This is a genomic window from Streptomyces sp. NPDC046557, from assembly GCF_040645975.1.
Classification (GTDB): domain Bacteria; phylum Actinomycetota; class Actinomycetes; order Streptomycetales; family Streptomycetaceae; genus Streptomyces.
On sequence record NZ_JBEYZH010000007.1, the window covers coordinates 206,814 to 229,170 of the forward strand.

The 22,357-nt window shown below is 70.6% G+C and carries 17 protein-coding genes, 1 tRNA gene and 1 riboswitch; of the genes, 12 read left to right on the plus strand and 6 right to left on the minus strand.

The genetic code is table 11. From position 1 onward, the window contains the following. Positions 1-128 precede the first annotated feature (128 nt). Together ABZ934_RS16920 and ABZ934_RS16925 are read left to right on the plus strand one after the other, a co-directional pair. A complete protein-coding gene (locus ABZ934_RS16920; RefSeq protein ID WP_361313281.1) occupies positions 129-752 on the plus strand; it encodes a SurA N-terminal domain-containing protein in 624 nt (207 codons plus the stop codon). Positions 753-842: 90 nt separating this feature from the next. Further along, positions 843-1,844 carry a nucleoside triphosphate pyrophosphohydrolase gene (locus ABZ934_RS16925; protein ID WP_361313284.1) on the plus strand — a complete coding sequence of 334 codons (1,002 nt, stop codon included), beginning with the start codon at positions 843-845 and terminating at the stop codon, positions 1,842-1,844. Between the two features lie 54 nt (positions 1,845-1,898). On the opposite strand, the gene ABZ934_RS16930 is transcribed toward ABZ934_RS16925, so the two are convergent. Next, the gene (locus ABZ934_RS16930) at positions 1,899-3,116 is read right to left on the minus strand and encodes a globin domain-containing protein (protein ID WP_361313286.1); all 1,218 of its coding nucleotides are present in this window, start codon (positions 3,114-3,116) and stop codon (positions 1,899-1,901) included. A 121-nt stretch (positions 3,117-3,237) separates the two neighbouring features. On the opposite strand from ABZ934_RS16930, the gene ABZ934_RS16935 reads away from it, so the two are divergent. The 9 genes from ABZ934_RS16935 to ABZ934_RS16975 all read left to right on the plus strand — a co-directional run bounded on the left by ABZ934_RS16935 (position 3,238) and on the right by ABZ934_RS16975 (position 14,162). After that, positions 3,238-4,512 carry a cytochrome P450 gene (locus ABZ934_RS16935; RefSeq protein WP_361313289.1) on the plus strand — a complete coding sequence of 425 codons (1,275 nt, stop codon included), beginning with the start codon at positions 3,238-3,240 and terminating at the stop codon, positions 4,510-4,512. 114 nt (positions 4,513-4,626) lie between these two features. Beyond that, positions 4,627-5,676 carry a transglycosylase family protein gene (locus tag ABZ934_RS16940; RefSeq protein WP_361313291.1) on the plus strand — a complete coding sequence of 350 codons (1,050 nt, stop codon included), beginning with the start codon at positions 4,627-4,629 and terminating at the stop codon, positions 5,674-5,676. 276 nt (positions 5,677-5,952) lie between these two features. Beyond that, positions 5,953-6,121, plus strand: a riboswitch (cyclic di-AMP (ydaO/yuaA leader). A 3-nt stretch (positions 6,122-6,124) separates the two neighbouring features. Beyond that, a complete protein-coding gene (locus ABZ934_RS16945; RefSeq protein WP_361313294.1) occupies positions 6,125-6,838 on the plus strand; it encodes a transglycosylase family protein in 714 nt (237 codons plus the stop codon). Between the two features lie 284 nt (positions 6,839-7,122). Further along, on the plus strand, positions 7,123-8,418 hold the full coding sequence (eno, locus tag ABZ934_RS16950; protein WP_361313297.1) for a phosphopyruvate hydratase: 1,296 nt from the start codon (positions 7,123-7,125) through the stop codon (positions 8,416-8,418). Positions 8,419-8,578: 160 nt separating this feature from the next. Beyond that, complete coding sequence (locus ABZ934_RS16955) at positions 8,579-9,067, plus strand: septum formation initiator family protein (RefSeq protein ID WP_136213601.1); 489 nt, start codon at positions 8,579-8,581, stop codon at positions 9,065-9,067. A gap of 40 nt (positions 9,068-9,107) precedes the next feature. Then, positions 9,108-9,647, plus strand: coding sequence for a DUF501 domain-containing protein (locus tag ABZ934_RS16960; protein WP_361313300.1), 540 nt, complete (start codon positions 9,108-9,110; stop codon positions 9,645-9,647). Beyond that, positions 9,644-10,585, plus strand: a complete 942-nt coding sequence (locus ABZ934_RS16965) for a Ppx/GppA phosphatase family protein (RefSeq protein WP_361313303.1) — start codon at positions 9,644-9,646, stop codon at positions 10,583-10,585. Before ABZ934_RS16960 ends, ABZ934_RS16965 begins: the two co-directional genes overlap by 4 nt. 465 nt (positions 10,586-11,050) lie before the next feature. Next, a complete protein-coding gene (locus ABZ934_RS16970; RefSeq protein ID WP_361313306.1) occupies positions 11,051-12,433 on the plus strand; it encodes an NAD(P)/FAD-dependent oxidoreductase in 1,383 nt (460 codons plus the stop codon). Between the two features lie 340 nt (positions 12,434-12,773). Further along, on the plus strand, positions 12,774-14,162 hold the full coding sequence (locus ABZ934_RS16975) for a cyclopropane-fatty-acyl-phospholipid synthase family protein (RefSeq protein WP_361313309.1): 1,389 nt from the start codon (positions 12,774-12,776) through the stop codon (positions 14,160-14,162). A gap of 90 nt (positions 14,163-14,252) precedes the next feature. Here the strand turns inward: ABZ934_RS16975 and ABZ934_RS16980 are convergent, their stop codons facing one another. Beyond that, positions 14,253-16,805, minus strand: coding sequence for an FtsX-like permease family protein (locus ABZ934_RS16980; protein WP_361313312.1), 2,553 nt, complete (start codon positions 16,803-16,805; stop codon positions 14,253-14,255). 67 nt (positions 16,806-16,872) lie between these two features. After that, positions 16,873-17,634: an ABC transporter ATP-binding protein gene (locus ABZ934_RS16985; RefSeq protein ID WP_361313361.1), complete on the minus strand. Its 762-nt coding sequence runs from the start codon at positions 17,632-17,634 to the stop codon at positions 16,873-16,875. Positions 17,635-18,039: 405 nt separating this feature from the next. On the opposite strand from ABZ934_RS16985, the gene ABZ934_RS16990 reads away from it, so the two are divergent. Further along, a tRNA-Leu gene (locus ABZ934_RS16990) sits at positions 18,040-18,124 on the plus strand. A 445-nt stretch (positions 18,125-18,569) separates the two neighbouring features. Here ABZ934_RS16990 and ABZ934_RS16995 read toward each other — a convergent pair. The 3 genes from ABZ934_RS16995 to ABZ934_RS17005 form a co-directional block, all read right to left on the minus strand. Beyond that, entirely contained in the window at positions 18,570-19,388 is an 819-nt protein-coding gene (locus ABZ934_RS16995) for an immunity 49 family protein (protein ID WP_361313315.1), read from the minus strand. Between the two features lie 69 nt (positions 19,389-19,457). Beyond that, positions 19,458-20,318, minus strand: coding sequence for an immunity 49 family protein (locus ABZ934_RS17000; protein ID WP_361313317.1), 861 nt, complete (start codon positions 20,316-20,318; stop codon positions 19,458-19,460). Then, positions 20,315-22,357, minus strand: a 2,043-nt coding sequence (locus ABZ934_RS17005; RefSeq protein ID WP_361313319.1) for a hypothetical protein, incomplete at its 5' end; no start/stop codon positions are given. The genes ABZ934_RS17005 and ABZ934_RS17000, both read right to left, overlap by 4 nt.

The following is a 22,357-nucleotide window of genomic DNA, read 5'->3' on the forward strand; positions in this document are numbered from 1 at the left end:
CGCCGCACCCCGACACCCCGGTAATCGTTGGTCGAACCGGTGGCTCGGAACCCCCCGACTGCATACCATCGATCACCGCACGGCCTTCTTGTGCATTGCCGCACAATCTCCCGGCCCTGGAGGCTCCTTTGCACCGTCGCACAGCGCTCTCCGTCTCCGCCGCCCTGCTCGCGGCGGCTCCCCTGCTGTCCGCCTGCTCCGGCCAGACCCATCCGGGCACGGCGGCCGTCGTCGGCGGCGAGCGGATCACCACCGCATCGCTCCAGGCCCAGGTGAACGAGGTCCGCAGCGCGCAGAACCGTTCCGAGCAGGGCGCCCAACTGATCGAGGCGACCCCGCGCCTTGACCGCTCCAAGCTGAACCGGATGATCCAGACCGCCGTCCTCGAGCGCGCCGCGAAGGACGCCGGCGTCACCGTGACGACGCGGGAGGTCGAGGACGTCCGCAAGGCCCAGCTCCAACAGGCCGGCACCCCGGCGGCACTGGAGACGGCGGCCCTCCAGCAGGCGCAGCTCGCGCCGGACCAGATGGACGCGGACACCCGCTTCAAGCTGCTGCGCGACAAGCTGTTCGAGCACTACGGCAACCAGGACAAGGCGCTGGAGAAGCTCTCCGCCGCCGCGAACGCCCTGCACGTCCAGGTGAACCCGCGCTACGGCCGCTGGGACGCGCGGCAGATCCTGCTGGGCGACGAGACCACCCCGTGGATCAGTCAGCGGACCCGGTCCGAGCAGGCCCCCGCCGGAGCCTGAGCCGTACACGGCCAGGTCCCGTCGGAGGCGCCGTGCGCGGGGCCGCCCCCGCCGGGGCCCCGGCCGGACGCGCGGAGGTAGGTTCGGAGGGTGACTGAGCACGCGCCGCCCTCCGAGCCCACCGGCCGCATCGTCCTGCTGACCACCAGCCACCGGGTCGCCCCCGGCCTGCTGTCCTGGTCGGCCTGGCAGACCCTGAAGGCCGCCGACCGGGTGCTGTGCGCCGACCCCGGCCATCCGCAGGTGCCGTACCTGCGGGAGGCGGGCGTGGAGGTGGCGTACGAGAGCCCCGACGCCCACGCCCTCGTCGAGGCGTGCGCCGGTGGCCGTACCGTCGTGGTCCTGCCGACCGGCGAGGGCGACCGGCGGCTCACCGACGGACTGGCCCGCCTGGCCGGCTCCGGCCGCGTCGCCATGCCCGACCTGGAGCTGCTGCCCGGGTCCTACGACCTGCCCGGCGCCCGCCTGCTCGACCTGATCCAGGTGATGGACCGGGTGCGCCGCGAATGCCCCTGGACCTCGCGCCAGACGCACGAGGGGTTGGTGAAGTACGCGATAGAGGAGGCGTACGAGCTGGTCGAGGCGATCGAGACGGGCGACCGGGAGGAACTGCGCGAGGAGCTGGGCGACGTGCTGCTCCAGGTCGTCTTCCACGCGCGGATCGCTCAGGAAGGCCGCCCGGAGGACGGCGACGAGCCGTTCTCGATCGACGACGTGGCCGGGGACCTGGTCGAGAAGCTGATCCGGCGGCACCCGCACGTCTTCGGCGACGAGACGGCCGAGACCCCCGAGGACGTCAGCGCGCACTGGCAGCGCACCAAGGCGGTGGAGAAGCAGCGGGAGTCGGTCACCGACGGCATTCCGCTGGGCCAGCCCGGTCTCGCGCTCGCGGCCAAGCTCGCGGGCCGCGTCCGGGCGGCCGCGCTCCCCGTGGAACTGCCCCGCGGCGAGGGCATCGGCTACGAACTCCTCGAACTGGCGGCGCGTGCCGAGGCGCAGGGCATCGACCCCGAGACGGCGCTGCGCGCGGCGGCCCGCGCCTACCGGGCGGCGATCCGCGCGGCGGAGGGCGTCGCGCAGGAGAAGCAGTAGAAGGGGAGGGGAGCAGCGGAGGAGGGGAATAGGGGAGAGCGGTCCCGTCAGGGGTCACGGTTGTCGGGGCGCGCGGGCCGCGGGGTTGATCCAGTGCGGTGACGGGCGGCTGAGGAACCATTCGCCGAAGCCGAGCGGTCGCCCGTTCGGGCCGTGGCCGCCGCCGGATTCCACCGCGGGCACGGCGTCGTGGAAGACGTGCCCGGGGTGCGCGCCGAGCTGCTCCAGCAGGCGGGCGGTCTCCGCGATGAACGGCGCCGGCCCGCTGAGGTAGACGTCCTGCTCCCACCACAGCCCGCGATGGCCGAGGGCGGTTCCCAGCCGGTCGGTCGCCTCGTTGCGGTGCTGCCCCGGCGCCGGGGTGATGTAGGTGACGGCGAGCCACTCGAAGGCGTCGGCGTACGCCTCGATGAACGGGCGGTCGTAGAGGTGCGCGGCGTCCCGCGCGACCACGAAGAGCCGGACGTCCTGATCGGGCGGGTGCTGTGCCAGTTCCTCCAGCAGGGCGCGGACCGGGGCCCAGCCGGTGCCGGCGGCGATGAGACTGACGGGGCGACCCTCCCGGCGCAGCGTCAGGGCGCCGCCGGGCGCACCGAGGCGCAGCGACTCGCCCGGGTCCGTCCCGTCGACCAGGACGGTGCTGAGCCGGCCCCCCTCGATCCGGCTGACGTGCAGGTCCACCGTCCCGTCGGGGCGGGGCGCGTTGCCCAGGGAGTACGTGCGCCAGCAGGCCGGGACGCGGTCGCTGCTCACGCTCACGTACTGGCCCGGCCGGTAGCCCAGCGGGGCGTGCGGGCGCAGGGTCAGCACGGCGAGGTCCCGCCCGTACCGCAGGTGGCGCACGATCTCGGCGTCCCACCACGGCGGGTCCTCGCTCTGCGCGGCCGCGGCGCCCATCACCCCGGCGATCACCCGGTACGCCTCCGCCCAGGCCCGCGCCACGGCCGGGGTCCACGCCTCGCCGGCGGCCTCGGCGAGCGCGGCGAGCAGGCTGGCGCCGACGGCCTCGTACTCTTCGGGGCCGGCGAGGAACTTGCGGTGGTCGCGTCCGAGGTCGCGTAGATAGGGGAGGAGCGACTCGCTCTCCAGGTGCGCGACGACATGGGTGAGGGCGGCGAACAGCCGGTCCCGCTGTCGCTCCATCTCCTCCCTGGAGGCGGGGAAGAGCGTACGGATCTCGGGGTGGTGCCAGAAGAGGTGGGAGTAGAAGAACCTGGCCGCGTGTTCGGCGCGTCTCTCCACCACGGCGAAGCTGCTCTTCAAGATCCTCACGTCCACAGCACCGAAGTAGGAACGGCGAACGCGGCCGGGTCAAGCGAAGGCGTATCTACGGCCAGCCCCCGACGAACCGCCCATAGCGGATGCGGGTCGGCGGCCGGGATACGGTCGACGGGTGCACGAGCCGACTCCCGCAGCCCCCGAAGACCCCGTCTCCCTCCAGGGCCCCACCCTGTTCGACTGGGAGTTCGCCACCGACCCGTACCCGGCGTACGCCTGGCTCCGCGAGCACGCGCCGGTGCACCGGACCAAGCTGCCCAGCGGGGTCGAGGCATGGCTGGTGACCCGGTACGCCGACGCCCGCCAGGCCCTGGCCGACCAGCGGCTCAGCAAGAACCCGGCGCACCACGCGGAACCGGCGCACGCCAAGGGGAAGACCGGCATCCCGGGCGAGCGCAAGGCCGAGCTGATGACGCACCTGCTGAACATCGACCCGCCGGACCACACCCGGTTGCGGCGGCTGGTGTCGAAGGCGTTCACCCCGCGCAGGGTGGCCGCGTTCACCCCGCGGGTGCAGGAGCTGACCGACCAGCTCATCGAGCGGTTCGAGAGCAGGGGTGAGGCGGACCTCATCCACGAGTTCGCGTTCCCCCTCCCCATCTACGCCATCTGCGAGATGCTCGGCGTACCGCGCGAAGACCAGGACGACTTCCGGGACTGGGCCGGGATGATGATCCGGCACGGCGGTGGGCCGCGCGGCGGTGTCGCCCGCGCGGTCAAGCAGATGCGGGCGTACCTCGGTGAACTCATCCATCGTAAAAGGGATGATCTGGGCGATGACCTCATCTCGGACCTGATCCGGGCCAGTGACCACGGCGACCACCTGACGGAGGCCGAGGCCACCGCCATGGCTTTCATCCTGCTTTTCGCCGGTTTCGAGACGACGGTCAACCTGATCGGCAACGGGCTGCACGCCCTGTTCGCGAACCCCGACCAGCGCGCGCGCCTCCAGGCGTCGCTGGCCGCCGGGGAGAACGCCCTGCTCGCCACCGGCGTCGAGGAACTCCTGCGCTACGACGGCCCGGTTGAGCTGGCGACCTGGCGCTTCGCAACCGAGCCCTTCGTCCTCGGCGGGCAGGACATCGCCGCCGGGGACCCGGTCCTGGTGGTCCTCGCGGCGGCCGACCGGGATCCCGAGCGGTTCGCGGAACCGGACACCCTGGACCTCTCCCGAAGTGACAATCAGCACCTCGGGTACGGCCACGGCATCCATTACTGCCTCGGCGCGCCGCTCGCCCGGCTCGAAGGTCAGACCGCGCTCGCGAGTTTGCTGATGCGTCTGCCTGATCTGGAACTGGCCGTTCCACCTTCGGACCTGCGGTGGCGGGGCGGACTCATCATGCGTGGCCTGCGCACCCTTCCGGTCCGCTTCACACCCCGAAACACATGAGGGCGTAACGGGACACCCCCTGACCCGCAGTCAGTTACCGACCGAACTTGTGACATGCGTTCGAAGGGGGCTAGGTTCTGCCGTTACCCCGCCGTTATGCGAAAGGTGCACTACATGCGTTCCGGGAACGGCCGCCACAGACGCCCCCGCCAGGTACCCGCCCTCGTCGTCACCGCCGGAGTCACGGGCTCCGCGCTGGCGCTGCCGCTGCTCGCGGCCACCAACGCCTCGGCCGCCGACACGTCCACGTGGGACAGCGTCGCCGAATGCGAGAGCGGCGGTACCTGGAGCGCAGACTTCGGCAGCGGGGCCTACGGCGGACTGCAGTTCACCCAGGACCAGTGGAACAGCGCCGGCGGCCAGGAATTCGCGGCGCGCCCCGACCTCGCCAGCCGGTCTCAGCAGATAGCCGTCGGCGAGCGGGTGCTGGCGTCCCAGGGCCCCCAGGCGTGGCCGCTGTGCGCGGCGTCGTCCGGGCTGGTGAAGGACGGCCCCGCCGCGAATGTGGACCCCGGCGCACTGGGAACCCCGCGGCAGGTCGCCCCCAGCCCCTCCCGCCCCGACGCGGTGCCGGGCACCGGCGCGGGCGACCCCGCCACCGACTTCGGCGCGCCCACCCCGGCCGCCCCGGCCGCCGGCAACCCGAGCCCGTCCGCCACGGCGCCGTTCACGCTGCCCATCGCGCCGCTCGCCCCCAACAGCGGACTGCCCGTCATGCCCGATCCGGACCTGCCGACGACGCCGACCCAGCCCGGCGACCAGACCGGCACGGCGCCGACCAACCCGACCACCCCGACCGGCCCCGGCGCCGTCTCGGGAATCCCGACGACCCCGGTCACGCCGTCCCCGTCCGCAGCGTCCTCCACGCCGGCCGACCCGACCACCGGGACCCCGTCCGCCACGTCGAACGCGCCCACCACCGACTCCGCCGCGGAGGGCGGCGGCAAGCACCGCGGCCCGGCGGCGGTCGAGACGCCCGCGGCCCCTGACGCCGCGTCGGACCCCACGTACACGGTGAAGGCGGGCGACAGCCTGACCGCCATCGCGGACGCCCAGGGGCTCAAGGGGGGCTGGAACGCGCTCTACGCGGCCAACGAGCAGGTCATCGGCAAGGACGCCGACCTCATCAAGCCCGGTCAGAATCTGGATCTAACCAAGAAATAACGGGCACTTCGGGCAGGCGTAAAGAGCTGAATGCCCGTTATCCGCAAGTGAGACATGCGTCTCTTCAGGTCAACTGGCGTGTCAGGTACCGAAGCTCCCACAAACCCCGTCCTCACCTGCGAAAACGCCCCTAAGCGGAACGCAAGCAGGTCGATTTCTCCCCGATGTCCCTCGTTGAACATCGGGGAGAGACCTGTCTACCTTCTGAATCGCTCGCCACCGCGGGCCTCTTCGACCGCATCGCCGAATCCTGCCGGCGGACGGAGAGAACAGTCGTCGCGTCAAGCGCCGAAGGCAGGAGCGGGGGAACCAAGGTAAGCGCCGGGAGCGGCCGTTGAGAGACGGTCACACCGGCTAGGGGTTAAGCCGCGCGCTGGTCGCGCGGCCGGGCAACTCACTCGCCCGAACCCGACAGCTCACCTCGTAGGCGTCGGTGAGGAGAAACTCCATGCTGCTTTCCGGCAAGGGCAAGCACCGCCGCGCCACGGCCATTGAGCGGACCACCCGTATCGTCACGCTCGCCGGTGTCACCGGTGTCGCCGTCGCCGCGCCCCTCATGGCGGCCGGCTCCGCCAGCGCCGCCACCGGCGCCGAGTGGGACCGCGTCGCGGCGTGCGAATCCGGCGGCAACTGGGCCATCAACACCGGCAACGGCTTCTACGGCGGCCTGCAGTTCACGTCCTCCACCTGGGCCGCCTACGGCGGCACGGCGTACGCCGCGCAGGCCAACCAGGCGTCCAAGGCCCAGCAGATAGCCATCGCCGAGAAGGTCCTCAAGGGCCAGGGCAAGGGCGCGTGGCCGTCCTGTGGCGTGGGCCTGTCGAACTCCTCGTACAGCGGCGGCGGCTCTGCCGAGACCCCCAAGCCCTCCAAGCCGAAGGTCGAGACCAAGGCCGCCCCGGCGCCGAAGAAGGAGACCAAGCGGCCCGAGGCCCCGGTCACCCGCTCCGAGCGCTCCGAGGCCGCCCCCAAGGCCGCCCCGAAGACCGAGGCCCCGAAGACGGGCAACGGCTCGTACGAGGTCAAGGAGGGCGACACCCTGGGCACCATCGCCGAGGCGAACGGCGTCAAGGGCGGCTGGGAGAAGCTGTTCGAGCTGAACAAGGACATCGTCCCCGACGCCGACCTGATCTTCCCGGGTCAGAAGCTGAAGCTGAGCTGAAACATCGGATAACACCGAATCCGACCACCGCCCGGCGCGTACCCCTCCACGCGCCGGGCGGTGGCGCGTCCGCGGCCGGATGGGGCCGGATCATGGCCGGATAACGGCCGGGAGGCGGTCCACGGGCGGTCTCTTTGTCCGGTAAAGCGGGCGTACGGCCGCTTTTTCGTCCCAGGACCCGGGCGGTCGGCCGGTCCAGTGCCCGGAGCCGGTTAGGCTCTAGTCGGCAGGGCCGTCCCACGGCCCCCTGCCACCGCACACCCAGCGTCACATCCCAGAAGGAGATGCTCGTGCCGTCCATCGACGTCGTCGTAGCCCGGGAAATCCTGGACTCCCGAGGCAACCCCACGGTCGAGGTCGAGGTGGGCCTCGACGATGGCAGCACCGGCCGTGCTGCAGTCCCGTCCGGCGCCTCCACCGGCGCATTCGAGGCCATCGAGCTCCGTGACGGTGACCCCAACCGTTACATGGGCAAGGGTGTCGAGAAGGCCGTCCTCGCCGTCATCGAGCAGATCGGCCCGGAGCTCGTCGGCTACGACGCCACCGAGCAGCGGCTGATCGACCAGGCCATGTTCGACCTGGACGCCACCGACAACAAGGCCTCGCTCGGCGCCAACGCCATCCTCGGCGTCTCCCTCGCCGTCGCGCACGCCGCGTCCGAGGCATCGGACCTGCCGCTCTTCCGCTACCTCGGCGGCCCGAACGCGCACCTGCTGCCCGTCCCGATGATGAACATCCTCAACGGTGGGTCGCACGCCGACTCCAACGTCGACATCCAGGAGTTCATGATCGCCCCGATCGGCGCGGAGTCCTTCTCCGAGGCGCTGCGCTGGGGCGCGGAGGTCTACCACACCCTCAAGAAGGTCCTGCACACCAAGGGCCTCTCCACCGGTCTGGGCGACGAGGGCGGCTTCGCCCCGAACCTGGAGTCCAACCGCGCCGCGCTCGACCTCATCATCGAGGCCATCAAGCAGGCCGGTTACACCCCGGGCAAGGACATCGCGCTCGCGCTCGACGTCGCGGCGTCCGAGTTCTACAAGGACGGCAAGTACGAGTTCGAGGGCCAGTCCCGCTCCGCCGCCGAGATGACCGACTACTACGCCGAGCTCGTCGAGGCGTATCCGCTGGTCTCCATCGAGGACCCGCTGTACGAGGACGACTGGGCCGGCTGGAAGACCATCACCGACCGCCTGGGCGCCAAGGTCCAGATCGTCGGCGACGACCTCTTCGTCACCAACCCGGAGCGCCTGGCGCGCGGCATCGAGGAGGGCTCCGCGAACGCCCTGCTCGTCAAGGTCAACCAGATCGGTTCGCTGACCGAGACCCTGGACGCCGTCGAGATGGCCCAGCGCAACGGCTTCAAGTGCATGATGTCGCACCGCTCCGGCGAGACCGAGGACGTCACCATCGCCGACCTCGCCGTCGCCGTGAACTGCGGCCAGATCAAGACCGGCGCCCCGGCCCGCTCGGACCGCGTCGCCAAGTACAACCAGCTGCTGCGCATCGAGGAGATCCTCGACGACGCCGCCGTGTACGCGGGCCGTTCCGCCTTCCCCCGGTTCCGCTTCGCGGACCAGTAGGCACCGCGCTTCGCGGACCAGTAGGCACCGCGCTTCGCGGACCAGTAGGCACCAGGGTCAATGAGCGCCTCGCAGCGCCGGCCTCCGTACGTCCCCGCACTCGGTCCCGTACCGTGTGCGGGGACGTATTGCGTACCGCGTGCGAAGGGGAGGCGGGACCATGGCCGGGAACCGGGATCGGTTCTCCACCTTCTCGACCGCGACCAGGCTCAAGCAGCTCGGTGAGCGGACCGCCGCCCACGTCTACCGCTCGCAGTCGCGCCGCCAGGTCCGCCGCAGCCGGCTCACCGGCCGGGCGGCGCTGCTGGTGCTCGTCCTCTGTACGCTGGTCGTCGCCCTCGCGTACCCGATGCGGCAGTACGTGTCCCAGCGTTCGGAGATCGCGGACCAGCAGCGGGCCGCCGACGGCGCGCGCAAGCGCCTCGAACAGTTGCGTGACGAGAAGGCCCGCTGGCAGGACCCGGCCTACGCCGAGCAGCAGGCGCGCAAGCACCTGCACTTCCTGCGCCCCGGCGAGATCGGCTACATCATGAACGACCCCGGTGCCGAGGCCGCCGAGCACCGCCGCACCGGGCAGGCCGGTTCCGACCGGCCCTGGTACTCGAACGTCTGGGACGGTGTCGACAAGGCCGACCGGCCCGGCGACTGACCCAGACCACCCTTACGAAACGAAGAGACGCACTCCAGGCATGCAGACGCCCCCGCCCCAGACCGACCGCACCGAGCCGACCGCCGCGGACATCGAGGCGTTCGAGCAGCAGCTCGGCCGCCCGCCGCGCGGCCTGCGCGCCATCGCCCACCGCTGCCCCTGCGGGCAGCCGGACGTCGTGGAGACCGCGCCCCGGCTCCCCGACGGCACCCCCTTCCCGACGCTGTACTACCTGACCTGCCCGCGCGCCGCCGGAGCGATCGGCACGCTGGAGGCCAACGGCGTGATGAAGGAGATGCAGGCCCGACTCGCCGAGGACCCGGAGCTGGCCGCGGCCTACCGGGCCGCGCACGAGGACTACATCACCCGCCGCGACGCCATCGAGGTGCTCCAGGGCTTCCCGAGCGCCGGTGGCATGCCGGACCGGGTGAAGTGCCTGCACGTCCTGGTCGGCCACTCGCTCGCGGCCGGTCCCGGGGTGAACCCCTTCGGCGACGAGGCGTTGGCGATGCTGCCGGAGTGGTGGGCCAAGGGGCCCTGCGTCACGCCGTGCACGGGTGAGAAGGAGTCGTCGCGGTGACCCGGGTGGCGGGCATCGACTGCGGTACGAACTCCATCCGCCTGCTGGTCGCGGACTGTGACCCCACGACGGGTGGGTTCGTGGAACTGGACCGCCGGATGACCATCGTCCGGCTCGGCCAGGGCGTCGACAAGACGGGCCGGCTGGCGCCGGAGGCGCTGGAGCGCACCTTCGCGGCCTGCCGCGAGTACGCCGCCGTGATCAAGGAGCTGGGCGCCGAGCGGGTGCGGTTCGTGGCCACCTCGGCCTCGCGGGACGCCGAGAACCGCGAGGACTTCGTCCGGGGGGTGCTGAACATCCTGGGCGTGGAGCCCGAGGTGATCACCGGCGACCAGGAGGCGGAGTTCTCCTTCACCGGAGCCACCAAGGAGCTCACGGGCCGCACCGACCTGGACCGGCCGTTCCTGGTCGTGGACATCGGCGGCGGCTCCACCGAGTTCGTCGTCGGCTCGGAGCACGTCGAGGCGGCGCGCTCGGTGGACGTGGGCTGCGTCCGGATGACCGAGCGCCACCTGGTGGCGGACGGGGTCGTCAGCGACCCGCCGAGCGCGGCGCAGGTCGCCGCCATACGGGCCGACATCGAGGCGGCCCTGGACCTGGCCGCCGAGACGGTGCCGCTGGGACGCGCCAGCACCCTGGTGGGCCTCGCGGGCTCGGTGACCACCGTCGCCGCCGTCGCGCTTGGCCTGGCGGAGTACGACTCGTCGGCGATCCACCACTCCCGGATCCCGTACGAGCAGGTCCGCGAGATCACCGAGCGGATGTTGACCTCCACCCACGCCGAGCGGGAGGCCATCCCGGTCATGCACCCGGGCCGGGTCGACGTGATCGGCGCGGGCGCCCTCGTCCTGCTCGCGATCATGGAACGCGTCGGCGCCGCGGAGGTCGTCGTCTCGGAGCACGACATCCTCGACGGCATCGCCTGGTCCGTGGCCTGAGTGGCTCCGGGCCGGCCCGGGCCGGGCTGAGTCGGCCTGGTTCGCGGGTCGTTCGGGCCTGGAGCGGGCGTGGACGGGACCTTGTGGGGGCCTGTTCGAGAGACGGAAGAGCCTTCGAATGCACGAGCTTCGTGAAGTTCTTCACAAGGAAAAAAGGCCCGCAGGGTGAAGCGGAGGGCCCTTCGGGGCGCTCGCGGTCCCCGCGGGCCCTTTTTGTGCGAGCGTTCGTGCGATTGTCGGAGCCGGACGGAGGTCGCCGGTAGGTATCCACGAAACCGGTGGTCTACTCCGTTTTCGGCCTAGGAGGCCAGTTCAGGACGGGTGAACAACGACTCCCGTTACACGGTGGTTCCCGTTCGGCGCCATGATCTGGGTCACGTGGGCGGCGCAGTGTAGCAGAGGGTGCCGAGCACCTTGTGAAGGGGCTCACGAGCGTCACTCCTGGGGGTGCTGGATACTCGTTCCATGAGCACCACGGAGCGTCCCAGGATCCTCGTTGTAGGAGGTGGGTACGTAGGTCTGTACGCGGCCAAGCGCATCATGAAGAAGATGCGCTACGGCGAGGCGACCGTCACGGTCGTCGACCCGCGCTCGTACATGACCTACCAGCCCTTCCTCCCCGAAGTGGCCGCAGGCAGCATCTCGCCTCGGCACGTCGTCGTCCCGCTGCGACGCGTGCTGCCCAAGGCAGAGGTTCTCACCGGCCGGGTCACCAGCATCGACCAGGACCGCAAGGTCGCCGTCGTCACGCCGCTCGTCGGTGAGGCGTACGAGCTGCCCTTCGACTACCTGGTGATCGCGCTCGGCGCCGTCTCCCGCACCTTCCCGATCCCCGGCCTCGCCGAACAGGGCATCGGTATGAAGGGCGTCGAAGAGGGCATCGGCCTGCGCAACCACGTACTCGAGCAGCTCGACAAGGCCGAGTCCACGACGGACGAGAACGTCCGCCGCAAGGCCCTCACCTTCGTCTTCGTCGGCGGCGGCTTCGCCGGCGCGGAGACCATCGGTGAAGTCGAGGACATGGCCCGCGACGCGGCCAAGTACTACTCCAGCATCAAGCGCGAGGACATGCGCTTCATCCTGGTCGACGCGGCCGACAAGATCCTTCCCGAGGTCGGGCCCAAGCTCGGCACTTGGGGCAAGGAGCACCTGGAGTCCCGCGGGATCGAGATCTACCTCAACACCTCCATGGACTCCTGCGTGGACGGCCACGTGGTGCTGAAGAACGGCCTCGAGGTCGACTCCAACACCATCGTCTGGACCGCCGGCGTCAAGCCGAACCCGGTCCTGGCCCGCTACGGCCTCCCGCTGGGCCCGCGCGGTCACGTCGACGCCTCCCCGACCCTCCAGGTCACGGGCACCGACTACATCTGGGCCGCGGGCGACAACGCCCAGGTCCCCGACGTCGCCGCCCGCAAGGCCGGCGTCGAGAACGCCTGGTGCCCGCCGAACGCCCAGCACGCGCTGCGCCAGGCCAAGGTCCTCGGTGACAACGTCATCTCGGGCATGCGGGGCTTCCCGCAGCACGAGTACGCGCACTCCAACAAGGGTGCGGTGGCGGGTCTCGGCCTCCACAAGGGCGTCGCGATGATCGTCATGGGCAAGATGAAGATCAAGCTCAAGGGCCGGCTCGCCTGGTACATGCACCGTGGCTACCACGGCATGGCCATGCCGACCTGGAACCGGAAGATCCGCGTCTTCGCCGACTGGACCCTCGGCATGTTCCTCAAGCGCGAGGTCGTCTCCCTCGGTGCGCTGGAGTCGCCGCGCGAGGAGTTCTACGAAGCCGCCAAGCCGGCGCCGACCCCGGCCGCCCAGGCCCCGGCCCAGAAGGCGAAGGCTTCCTGACGCGGCGCGAGCCGCGGCACGCCTGAGTTCGACCAGCACGTCCCCGAAGGGGCCGTCCGCCATCCGTGGTGCGGGCGGCCCCTTCGGCGTTCCCCCGTGCCCCACCCGCCCTGTCCCGGCCCCTCGTGCCCCCTTCGCGGCCCTTCCGACACCGTGCCGCCCCCTCCCCGTCCCTGCCGTCCCTGCCGTGCTTCCCGGCACGCCGGTGAGCGTTCGCACGGGGTCCTCGTGCCGTCCTGGGGTGTTCCTTGAGCCGCCTCCGCGAAGATCGTCCGGACAGGGCCTAACCCTTGGCGGAAATGGGTAGGCCGTCCGGTCGGAACTTATGGAGGTGCCTGCCATGACCGACGCCGCGCCGCGGCTGGCCGCTCTCGCCGAAACCCTGCTGGGCGCCCCCGTGCCCGTGCGCATACGTGCCTGGGACGGCAGCGAGGCCGGCCCGTCCACCGGGCCGACCCTGGTCCTCAACCACCGCCGGGCGCTGCGCCGCATGCTGTGGAAGCCGGGCGAGCTGGGACTGGCCCGGGCCTGGGTGGCCGGTGACCTGACCGTCGAGGGCGACCTGTTCGAGCTGCTCGACCGGGTGGCCGGACTGCTCTGGGAACGCGGGCCCGCCCCCGCCCCGGACCCGAAGCCGGCACCGACGGGACTGGCCAAACTCGCCGCGCTGCGCCCGCACCTGCCCGCCCCCTCCTCCGGCGTCGCCGGAACGGCCGCGTTGCTGCGCGACCCCGAGGCGCGGGCCGCCGTACGCGACCTCATCGCCCTGGCCCGGCCCTGGCCGGCGCCCGCGCCGCCCCCGGAGGAGGCCGTCCGGCGCGGTGGCGCCGTCCACAGCAAGGGCCGCGACCGCCAGGCGATCAGCCACCACTACGACGTCGGCAACGCGTTCTACGAGCACGTGTTGGGCCCCTCGATGGTGTACTCCTGCGCCTACTGGAGCCCCGGCGGCACTCTGGAGGACGCCCAGCGGGACAAGCTCGACCTGGTCTGCCGCAAGCTCGACCTGGCGCCCGGGCAGCGCCTGCTCGACGTGGGCTGCGGCTGGGGCTCCATGGCCCTGCACGCGGCCCGCGAGTACGGCGTCCAGGTCACCGGTATCACCCTCTCCCAGGAGCAGGCCGTCTACGCCCGCAAGCGGGCCGCCGAAGAGGGCCTGGCCGACCGGATCGACATCCGCGTCCAGGACTACCGGGACGTCAAGGACGGCCCGTTCGACGCCATTTCCTCGATCGGCATGGCCGAACACGTCGGCGCCGCCCGCTACCGCGAATACGCCCACACCCTGCACGCGCTGCTGCGCCCGGGCGGCCGGTTGCTGAACCACCAGATCGGCCGCCCGCCGGAGCCGGACGAAGAGGCGTACCGGGTCGACGAGTTCATCGACGCCTACGTCTTCCCCGACGGGGAACTCTCCCCGATCGGCACCACCGTCGGCGAGCTGGAGCGGGCCGGCTTCGAGGTCCGCGACGTGGAGGCGCTGCGCGAGCACTACGCGCTGACGCTGCGGGCCTGGGTGGGCCGGCTGGAGCGGCACTGGGACGAGGCCGTCCGGCTGACCTCGCCCGGCCGGGCCCGGGTGTGGCTGCTCTACATGGCGGCGTCCGCGCTCGGCTTCGAACACAACCGGCTCGGCGTCAACCAGGTCCTGGTGGTCCGCCCGGGGAACGGCGGGGTTTCCGGGATGCCGCTGCGGGCCCGCGAGTGGGGCGCGCCGCAGGCCCCGTAGACCCGTACGGCACGACCGCGTACGGGATACGGGAAGGGCCCCGCGACCGGAACTCCGGTCGCGGGGCCCTTCCCGTACGGGTGCCCGCGGCTACTCGGTCTTGATGGCGGTCAGCATGTTGAGCCGGGCCGCGCTGCGGGCCGGCCACATGGCCGCCAGGGCGCCGACCACACCGGCCAGCAGCATGAAGACCGCGATCCGGCCGAACGGGACGACCAGCGCGTAGTGCGGCACCCCGTCCTTGATGGTCTGGCCGACGGCCCAGGCGATGAACGTGCCGAGGGCGACACCGATGACCGCGCCGAACAGCGAGATCACGATGGCCTCCAGGCGGATCATGTTCTTGACCCGGCCGCGGTCCAGGCCGATGGCGCGGAGCATGCCGATCTCCTGCGTCCGCTCGTAGACGGACATGGCCAGGGTGTTGACGACGCCGAGGACCGAGATGATCAGCGCCATGCCCAGCAGGCCGTACATGATGTTCAGCGCGGTGTTGATGGCGCCGCCCAGTTCGTTGCGCATGTCCTGCTGGGTGGCGATGTTCATGGCCGGGTTCTTGCCGAGGGCGTCGACCAGGGTCTGCTGGGCCTTGGCGGAGGGACCGCCGTCCATCTTGACGAAGACCTCGGGCAGGTACGGCTTCTCCTCGTGCGCGGAGAGGATCTTGTAGTCGAGCACGTAGGGGGAGAGCATGCCGTCCATCTCCTTGTAGACGGCGCCGACCACCAGATCGGCCTTCTTGTCGTCGTCGAAGGCGGTCTTGAGGACCGAACCGACCTTGAGCCCCCGCGACTTCGCCGTGGTGTCGGCGACCGCCACCTGGCCCTTGCCGAGGCTGTCCAGCGAACCGGCGACGACCTCGATGTTGAGCAGCGATCCGATCGCGGCCGGCTCGACGCCGGAGGCGGAGCTGAACTCCTTGCCGCCGCCGAAGCGCAGCGAGCCGGCCTGCTGCGGGGAGACCGCCTTGACGCCCGGCGCCTTCGACAGCGCGCCGATGACGCTCTGGTCGAGGCCGCCGAAGCCGCCGGACAGGGAGACCTTGTAGTCGGCCTTGAGCTTGTCCGTGGTCATCCGGTCCACGGCCTTGCCCATGGTCACGCCCAGCACCGACAGGGCGGTGACCAGGGTCAGGCCGATGGCCAGCGAGGCCGCGGTGACGGCTGTACGGCGCGGGTTGCGCACCGCGTTCTGCGCGGCCAGCTTGCCGGCGACGCCGAACGCCTTGCGCAGCGCCGGGCGCAGGGCCGCGATGACCGGGCGGGAGAGCGCGGGCAGCAGCACGATGATGCCGATCATCGTGAGGAACGCGCCCGCCCCGATGATCATCTTGCCGTCCTTGCCGACCATCGCGCCGCCGAGGATGCCGGCCAGGCCGAACAGGGTGAGCGCGCCGCCGATGCTGTTGCGCAGCACCAGGGACTTGGCGGTGGCGGGGAGGTGGGCGCTGCCCATCGCGGCCACCGGGGCGATCTTGGCGGTGCGGCGGGCGGGCAGCCAGGCCGCGAGCAGCGTGACGAGGACACCGATGACGATCGCGATGGCGATGGTCCCCGGGCTGACGACCAGCGGACCGGCGGGGATCTTCGCGCCGATGGAGTCCATCAGGGAGCGCATGCCGACCGCGAGGCCGACACCGGCCAGCAGGCCGAGGGCGGAGGAGACCACGCCGACGACGAGGGCCTCGGCCAGTACGGAACGCTTGACCTGGCCGCGGTTGGCGCCGATGGCGCGCAGCAGGGCCAGTTCCCTCGTGCGCTGGGCGACCAGCATCGTGAAGGTGTTGTAGATCAGGAAGATGCCGACGAAGAGCGAGATCAGCGCGAACGTCAGCAGCATCTGGTTGGTGGTGTCCATCTGCCGCTCGATGTCCTTGGCCTGTTCGGCGGCCAGGGCGGCGCCGGTCTTGGCCGTGGCGTCCTTACCGACGAGCGGCTTGACCTCGGACAGCAGCCGGTCGGCGGTGGTGCCGGGCTTCGCGCTGATCGACAGCTCCTGGAAGAAGCCGGGGCTCAGGTAGAGCTTCTGGGCGGTGGCCGTGTCGAAGAGCACGAGCGAGCCTCCGGCGTTGACCTGACCGTCCTCGGTGGTGAACACGCCGGCCAGGGTGTACTCGGAGGGCAGGCCGTTGGAGGCAACCCGGACCTTGTCGCCGACCGTGTACTCGCCGCGCCGGGCGGTCTCCTTGTCCAGGGCGATCTCGTCGGCCTTCGCGGGGCCGTTGCCCTCGGCGAAGACGTAACGCGGGTCCTTGCCGTCCTTGACGGCGGCGAAGTTGGAGCCGCGGTTGGCCCAGCCGCTGCCGATCAGCTTGCCGTGGGGGTCGGCGACCCCGGCGAAGCCTGAGACGCGGCCGGAGACGGTGTCGACGCCCTGGAGGGCCTTGACCTTGTCGACGGTCTGCGCGCTGATGCCCGGCTCACCCTCTTTGGTCCCCTCGTCGTTGCGGGTGGGGCCGTCGGCGGTGACGGAGACGGCGATGCCGTCGAAGCTCTTGGCGGACTGGCCGGACAGGGCCTTGCCGACGGTGTCGGTGAAGACGAGGGTGCCGGAGACGAAGGCCACGCCGAGGACGACGGCGAGCACCGTCATCAACAGCCTGGCCTTGTGCGCGAGGACGTTGCGCAGGGCGGTACGGAACATGGTGGAGGCGTCCAGGAGGTCGAAGGGCGGGGCGGAGGTCAGCGGGGACGGGGAGGGGGGATGTCCCTCAGCTGGTGCGGCCCTTGGCGTCGAACGCCTTCATGCGGTCGAGGACGCCGTCGGCGCTCGGGCTGAGCATCTCGTCGACGATGCGGCCGTCGGCGAGGAAGATGACGCGGTCCGCGTAGGAGGCGGCGACCGGGTCGTGGGTGACCATCACGACGGTCTGGCCCAGTTCGCGCACGGAGTTGCGCAGGAAGCCCAGTACCTCCGCGCCGGAGCGGGAGTCGAGGTTGCCGGTGGGCTCGTCACCGAAGATGATCTCCGGCCGGGAGGCGAGGGCGCGGGCCACGGCCACGCGCTGCTGCTGGCCGCCCGACAGCTGGGTGGGGCGGTGGCCGAGGCGGTCGGCGAGACCGACCATGCGGATCACCGAGTCCAGCCACTGCCGGTCGGGCTTGCGGCCCGCTATGTCCATGGGGAGCGTGATGTTCTCCAGGGCCGTCAGCGTCGGCAGCAGGTTGAAGGCCTGGAAGATGAAACCGATCTTGTCGCGGCGCAGCTGGGTCAGCTGCTTGTCCTTGAGCGAGCCGAGTTCGGTGTCGCCGATGCGTACGGAGCCGCCGGAGAAGGTGTCCAGGCCGGCGACACAGTGCATCAGCGTGGACTTGCCGGAGCCGGAGGGCCCCATGATCGCGGTGAACCGGCCCTGGGCGAAGTCGACGGAGACGTTGTCCAGCGCGACCACCTGGGTCTCGCCCTGGCCGTACACCTTGGACAGCTGCGTGGCGCGGGCGGCCACCGCCTGGGTGGTGGGGGCGTAGTTCATGGCGGTCACGGGGACTCCTGTCGAGCGGGGTGCTGCGCTGTGGCGGGACCCTCCCATCCTCGCCGCCCGCACCCCCGCCCCGGATCAGCCGCGGTGCCGGTTCGACGGCCCACCGGAGGCTGACCGGGCGGGCGCCCGCCTCCTCCTCTGGTATGACTCCGCCTGCTGAGGCGGCTCCGGGACGGGGGTGGCGGGCGGGGTGGCGCGGGGAGGCGAAATCCCGTCAATTGCGCGGGGCCGAGACCGACGTCAGGAAGGTGCCGACCGTGTGTTATCGCACCTGACGACCACTCAAGCGCCAATAAAATCAGACAACATCGGACAGACGCCCAGGTGGGGGCAGGGATACTACGGATAAGCTCACCTGGAGCGTTCACGGCTTTTCCACGGGGGCCGCCACGCCCTGCCCGGATGGTGGAATGCAGACACGGCGAGCTTAAACCTCGCTGACCTTCGGGTCGTGCCGGTTCAAGTCCGGCTCCGGGCACCACGCACGCAGGGCAGGGGCGCGCCGGTGACCACGGCCGCCCCGGCGGGTACCACCGCCTCACGCGGCGCAGCCGGCTCGGCAGCCGCGTGCGCACCGGCCGACAGCGCGGCATCCTCCGGACCGACGACGACCGGCGTGGACGACCGACTTACCGGTCGTGGACGCGATCCGGTGCAGGCCGCCGGTCCGTGGGCTCCCAGCGCAGCCGGGGGCCGAATTCCTCCAGGAGCCCTTCGCCGCCCGGCGGGTTGCGCCGTCGTCTCGCGAGGGGTCGCGGTTCCTGCTGATTCGGGAGTACCTGCGGCGGGCCGCGCTGTGGGCCGAGGCGTACGCGGCCGAGGAGGGGAGGACGGCGACTCCCGCTTCCGCGTTCCCCGTGGGAAAGGGGTGGCGGGGAATGATCGCGATTACTGCTCTCCTTCCACGTGTGAGGCGAGACCGCCTGCTACGCGTCGAATTCGCCGCGCCAGGCGAACTCCAGGAGTGCCTTGGGGAGGTAGCCGGACTCGTACTCGATCGGAATGCCGTTGGCGCGGGCGAGGCAGGCGATCGCCAGGGGAGCGATGGCCACGACACCTTCGATGTTCTCCCGACGGTCTTCGTCCACCGTCCAGTACTCCTTGTGCCGGCGCAGTGCGTCGCCCAGTGCTTCGTTGAAGCCCGCCGCGTCGTTGCGCAGGTAGCGGTAGAACATCATGATCGGCGGGTACTGCAGCTTGCCCATCGTCTCGGCGTCGAGGATGCGGGCGGCTTCGGGCGCGCTCAGGTCCACCGCGCGCACCAGGTGCTCGCGGAGGTCGTCACGGCGCAGCCAGAAGCTCTGCAGGGTCTCCACCCACGCGTAGACGTAGTCGTCCATTACGCCGCCGCACTCGCGCAGCAGCGACACCGGCACCTTGGCCAGCATGTCGAGGCGGGCGGTCTCTCGGCAGATCAGCGCGAGGTAGAAAGCCTGTATCCAGGTCCCGGCGTTCAGGTTGAACTGCGGTCCGGTCGTGGCCAGTTCCCGCTCCTCCTGGCGGATCTTGCAGGTGACCGACTCTCGGTCCGTGGCCGTGGCCGCGAACACCGCCGAGTGCACCTGCATGGCCAGCAGCCAGGACTCCCAGGTCTCGAGCATGACCGCGTCGGCATCGCCGACGCACCGCACGCGGGCAACGTTCAGGGACGTCATGACCGCGCCCGTCCTGGCACTGTGTGACGCCTCGATGGTTTCCAGCGACCGGGCCAGGGACTTCTCCATCACCGGAACGACCGCAGCCATCGCATCCGTCGGATAATCCTGGCGGAACACGCTCGTGACCACTGAATGTCTTTCCGGCCGATGCGCTTGTCAGGTGGGGAATTCGCCGAGCCACCCACGGGTCAGCAGGTGGTGCGGGAGGTAGCCCGACTCGACGTCGATCGGCATTTTGCCGTCGAAGGCGAAGCACGCGATGGCCAAGGGGGCCAGCGCGAGATGACCGCCCGGGCTCTCCACCCGCTTCTCGTCGGCCGTCCAGTACGCCTTGTGCAGCTCCAGTGCCTGCACCAACGCCTCGTTGAACCCGTCCGCGTTCTGGGTGATGAACAGGTAGAAGAGGTTGATGGGCGGTGCCAGCACCGCCTCCAGCAGTTCCCGCGGAGCTTGCACGGCGATGCCCGGAGTGGACATCTCGACGGCGCGGGTCAATTTCTCCACCAGGCCAGGCCCCTGCAGCCAGTACGTCTGCAACGTATCGACCCAGTGCCGGACGAACTCGTCGAACCCGCCGCCATGGAGCCGGTCGAGCGGGAAGCGGGCCAGTTCGGTGATCCGAGCCTGGTCCCGGCACACCACGGCGAGCCAGAACGTGGTCAGCCACGTCCCGAGGTCGGTGAGGCCTTGATCCTCACCCGTGGCCGGCAGCGTCCGGATCTGACGGTTGATCCGGCACTCCACGGTCCCCTCGGTCGCGGAAGCCGTGGCGAAGATGGCGGAACCCACCTGAAGGGCGTTGACGACCGCTTCCCAGGTCTCCAGCTTCGCCGCACGAGGGTCGACCGTACAACGCGCGCCGAGGTGGAGGAGCGCGTTGTTGAAGACCCGCCCGAGGGCGTGGGGTCGCCGCTCCAGCTTGTCGATGTCATCGGCCAGATCCTCACCGAGCGACTCGGCCCACTCTTCTTCGGTGGCCCCCGGTGACGCGAAGTGCCTACTGACAATGGTGGTCACCGGAGGGTCCCCTTACTGATGTCGAAGCGCTGGTACTGGTAGCCACTGTACTGGAGCCCGTTTCGGTCGCCCTTGACGACCACATATTCCAGATTGCCGTCGTCGAAGGCGTCTTCCAGTGCCTTCGCGAGCTTACGCTCGCTCGGGATGGTCTTACCGCGCTCCTTCATTTCGCGGATTATGTCGAAGAAATACTCCTGGGAGCCTTGTGAAACCCTGCGGCCATCGGGGAGGTTGCGACCGCCGAGCTTGGTGTCGACACTGCTCTTCGCTTCGACCACGACGTAACGACCGTCCGTAGTGCGCCACACCTGGTCGAACTGGTCATTGCCGTTCTTGGGGCCGTGCAGCGTTTCCTTCGTGGACCCGGCGTAGTGCTCGGCGATGTAGTGGTGCTCCGCGACGTATTCGCCGTAGGCACCCGTCTCTTCGATCATCGACTTGTGGTAGTGCCGGTAAGCCTCGCGACCCTCCGCCAAGTCGTGAGCGGTGTCCTCCGTGCCGTGCAGCGCGTGGTTGGCGTCCGCCTCCTTCTTGAAGGTGTCGGCGAGTTGATCCGCCCACACCGAATAGAAGCGCTTCCGGGTGGCTTCCTTCAGACCGGCGAGACGTGTGGGATCGGTGACCGAACCCGGAGTCTCGTGAATGTATTTGGGATCGAGATAGTGCGGCGTAGGCGGTTCGGGCGCGTCCTTCGCGCGAATCCAGGGAGAATTCTCGTCGGCCCTGGTGAGCTGCGGTGGTGTGGTGCCGCTCTCGTCTACGAAATCGAGGTTCTTCCGATTGCCGTTGTTCTTGTAGTAGTCGTCGAAATAACCTGGTTCCTCGTTGGCCCGGTATACCTGGATCTCTTCGACTTGGGCCTCGGTCAGGTGTGGCCCATAGGGGTTGTCGCCGTCCTGCATGAAGCTGGGCCGCTCCACCGGTTCCCGGGTGACCGGGCCGTTGCCGGCGTCGCCCGCACGCGCCGCGTCGTCCAGGCCGCCCGCGCCGGGGGCGTCGGGAAGGTGGTGGCCGCCCGCGCCCGGGGTGTCCGGGAGGTGGTGGCCGCCCGCGCCCGGGGTGTCCGGGAGGTGGGGGCCGCCCGCGCCCGGGGTGTCCGGGAGGTGGCTACTCGTCGACGGGCCGTCGGGGTGGGCGCCGCCGGTGGAGGGGCCGTCGGGGTGGCCGCCGATGGAGGGGGTGTCGCCCGGGTGGGGGGTGCCCGGGGTGGTGTTGAGGTCGTTGCGGGGCATGCCGTCCGGGGCGTGGCCGCCGGGGGCGTGGTCGCCGGTGCGGGCGGCGTTGTCGGCCGCGTGGACGGGGTCGGACATGTCGGAGCCGAGGTGGATGGCGTTGTCGGCGTTGTGGGCGCCGACGCCGACCAGGACGGGGGTTTCCACCTTCGGGGCGTCCGCCGTCGCGTGGTGGGGGGCCGTTTCGACCTTGGCGTCCTTGGCGTGCTGGAAGAGGCTGCCGTCTTCCTTGTAGAGGTTGCCCTCGTTGTCGATGTACTTCGCGGGGCTGTCGTCGAAGGGCAGCTTGACCGTGCCCGGCGGCAGGGTGGCGGTGCCCTCGGGAAGTTTGATGGTGTCGTCGGGAAGCTTGATCGCACCCTCGGGCACAGCGGTGCCGGACGGGAGGTGAATCGTTCCGTCAGGCAGGATCGACGCGCCGTCGGGCAGCGCGAACGCACCCTCGGAGATCTTCGGGATCTCGATCTTGCCCATGCCCTTGAGGCCGGCCATCACATCGCCGATCTTCGACAGGCCGGCGCCCGCGCCCTTGAACACGTACGTCATCGGGTCGATGGCCCGGCCGGCCTTGCCCGCGAAGGACAGTGCCTTCGCCGCGATGCCCGCCTTGCCCGCGCCCGAGGCCGCCGCGCCGGCGCCGTCGGTGAAGATGGCGGTGACCACGTTGAAGGTGACCGCGCCGGCCGCCCGCGAGGGGTTCTCGCTCCACTGGTCCCACGCCAACATGGCCTTGCCCGTCTCCTTCATCGCCGTACGCGAATCACGGAGCCAGGACGGGAGGTACTTGTCCGGCATCGCCATGTA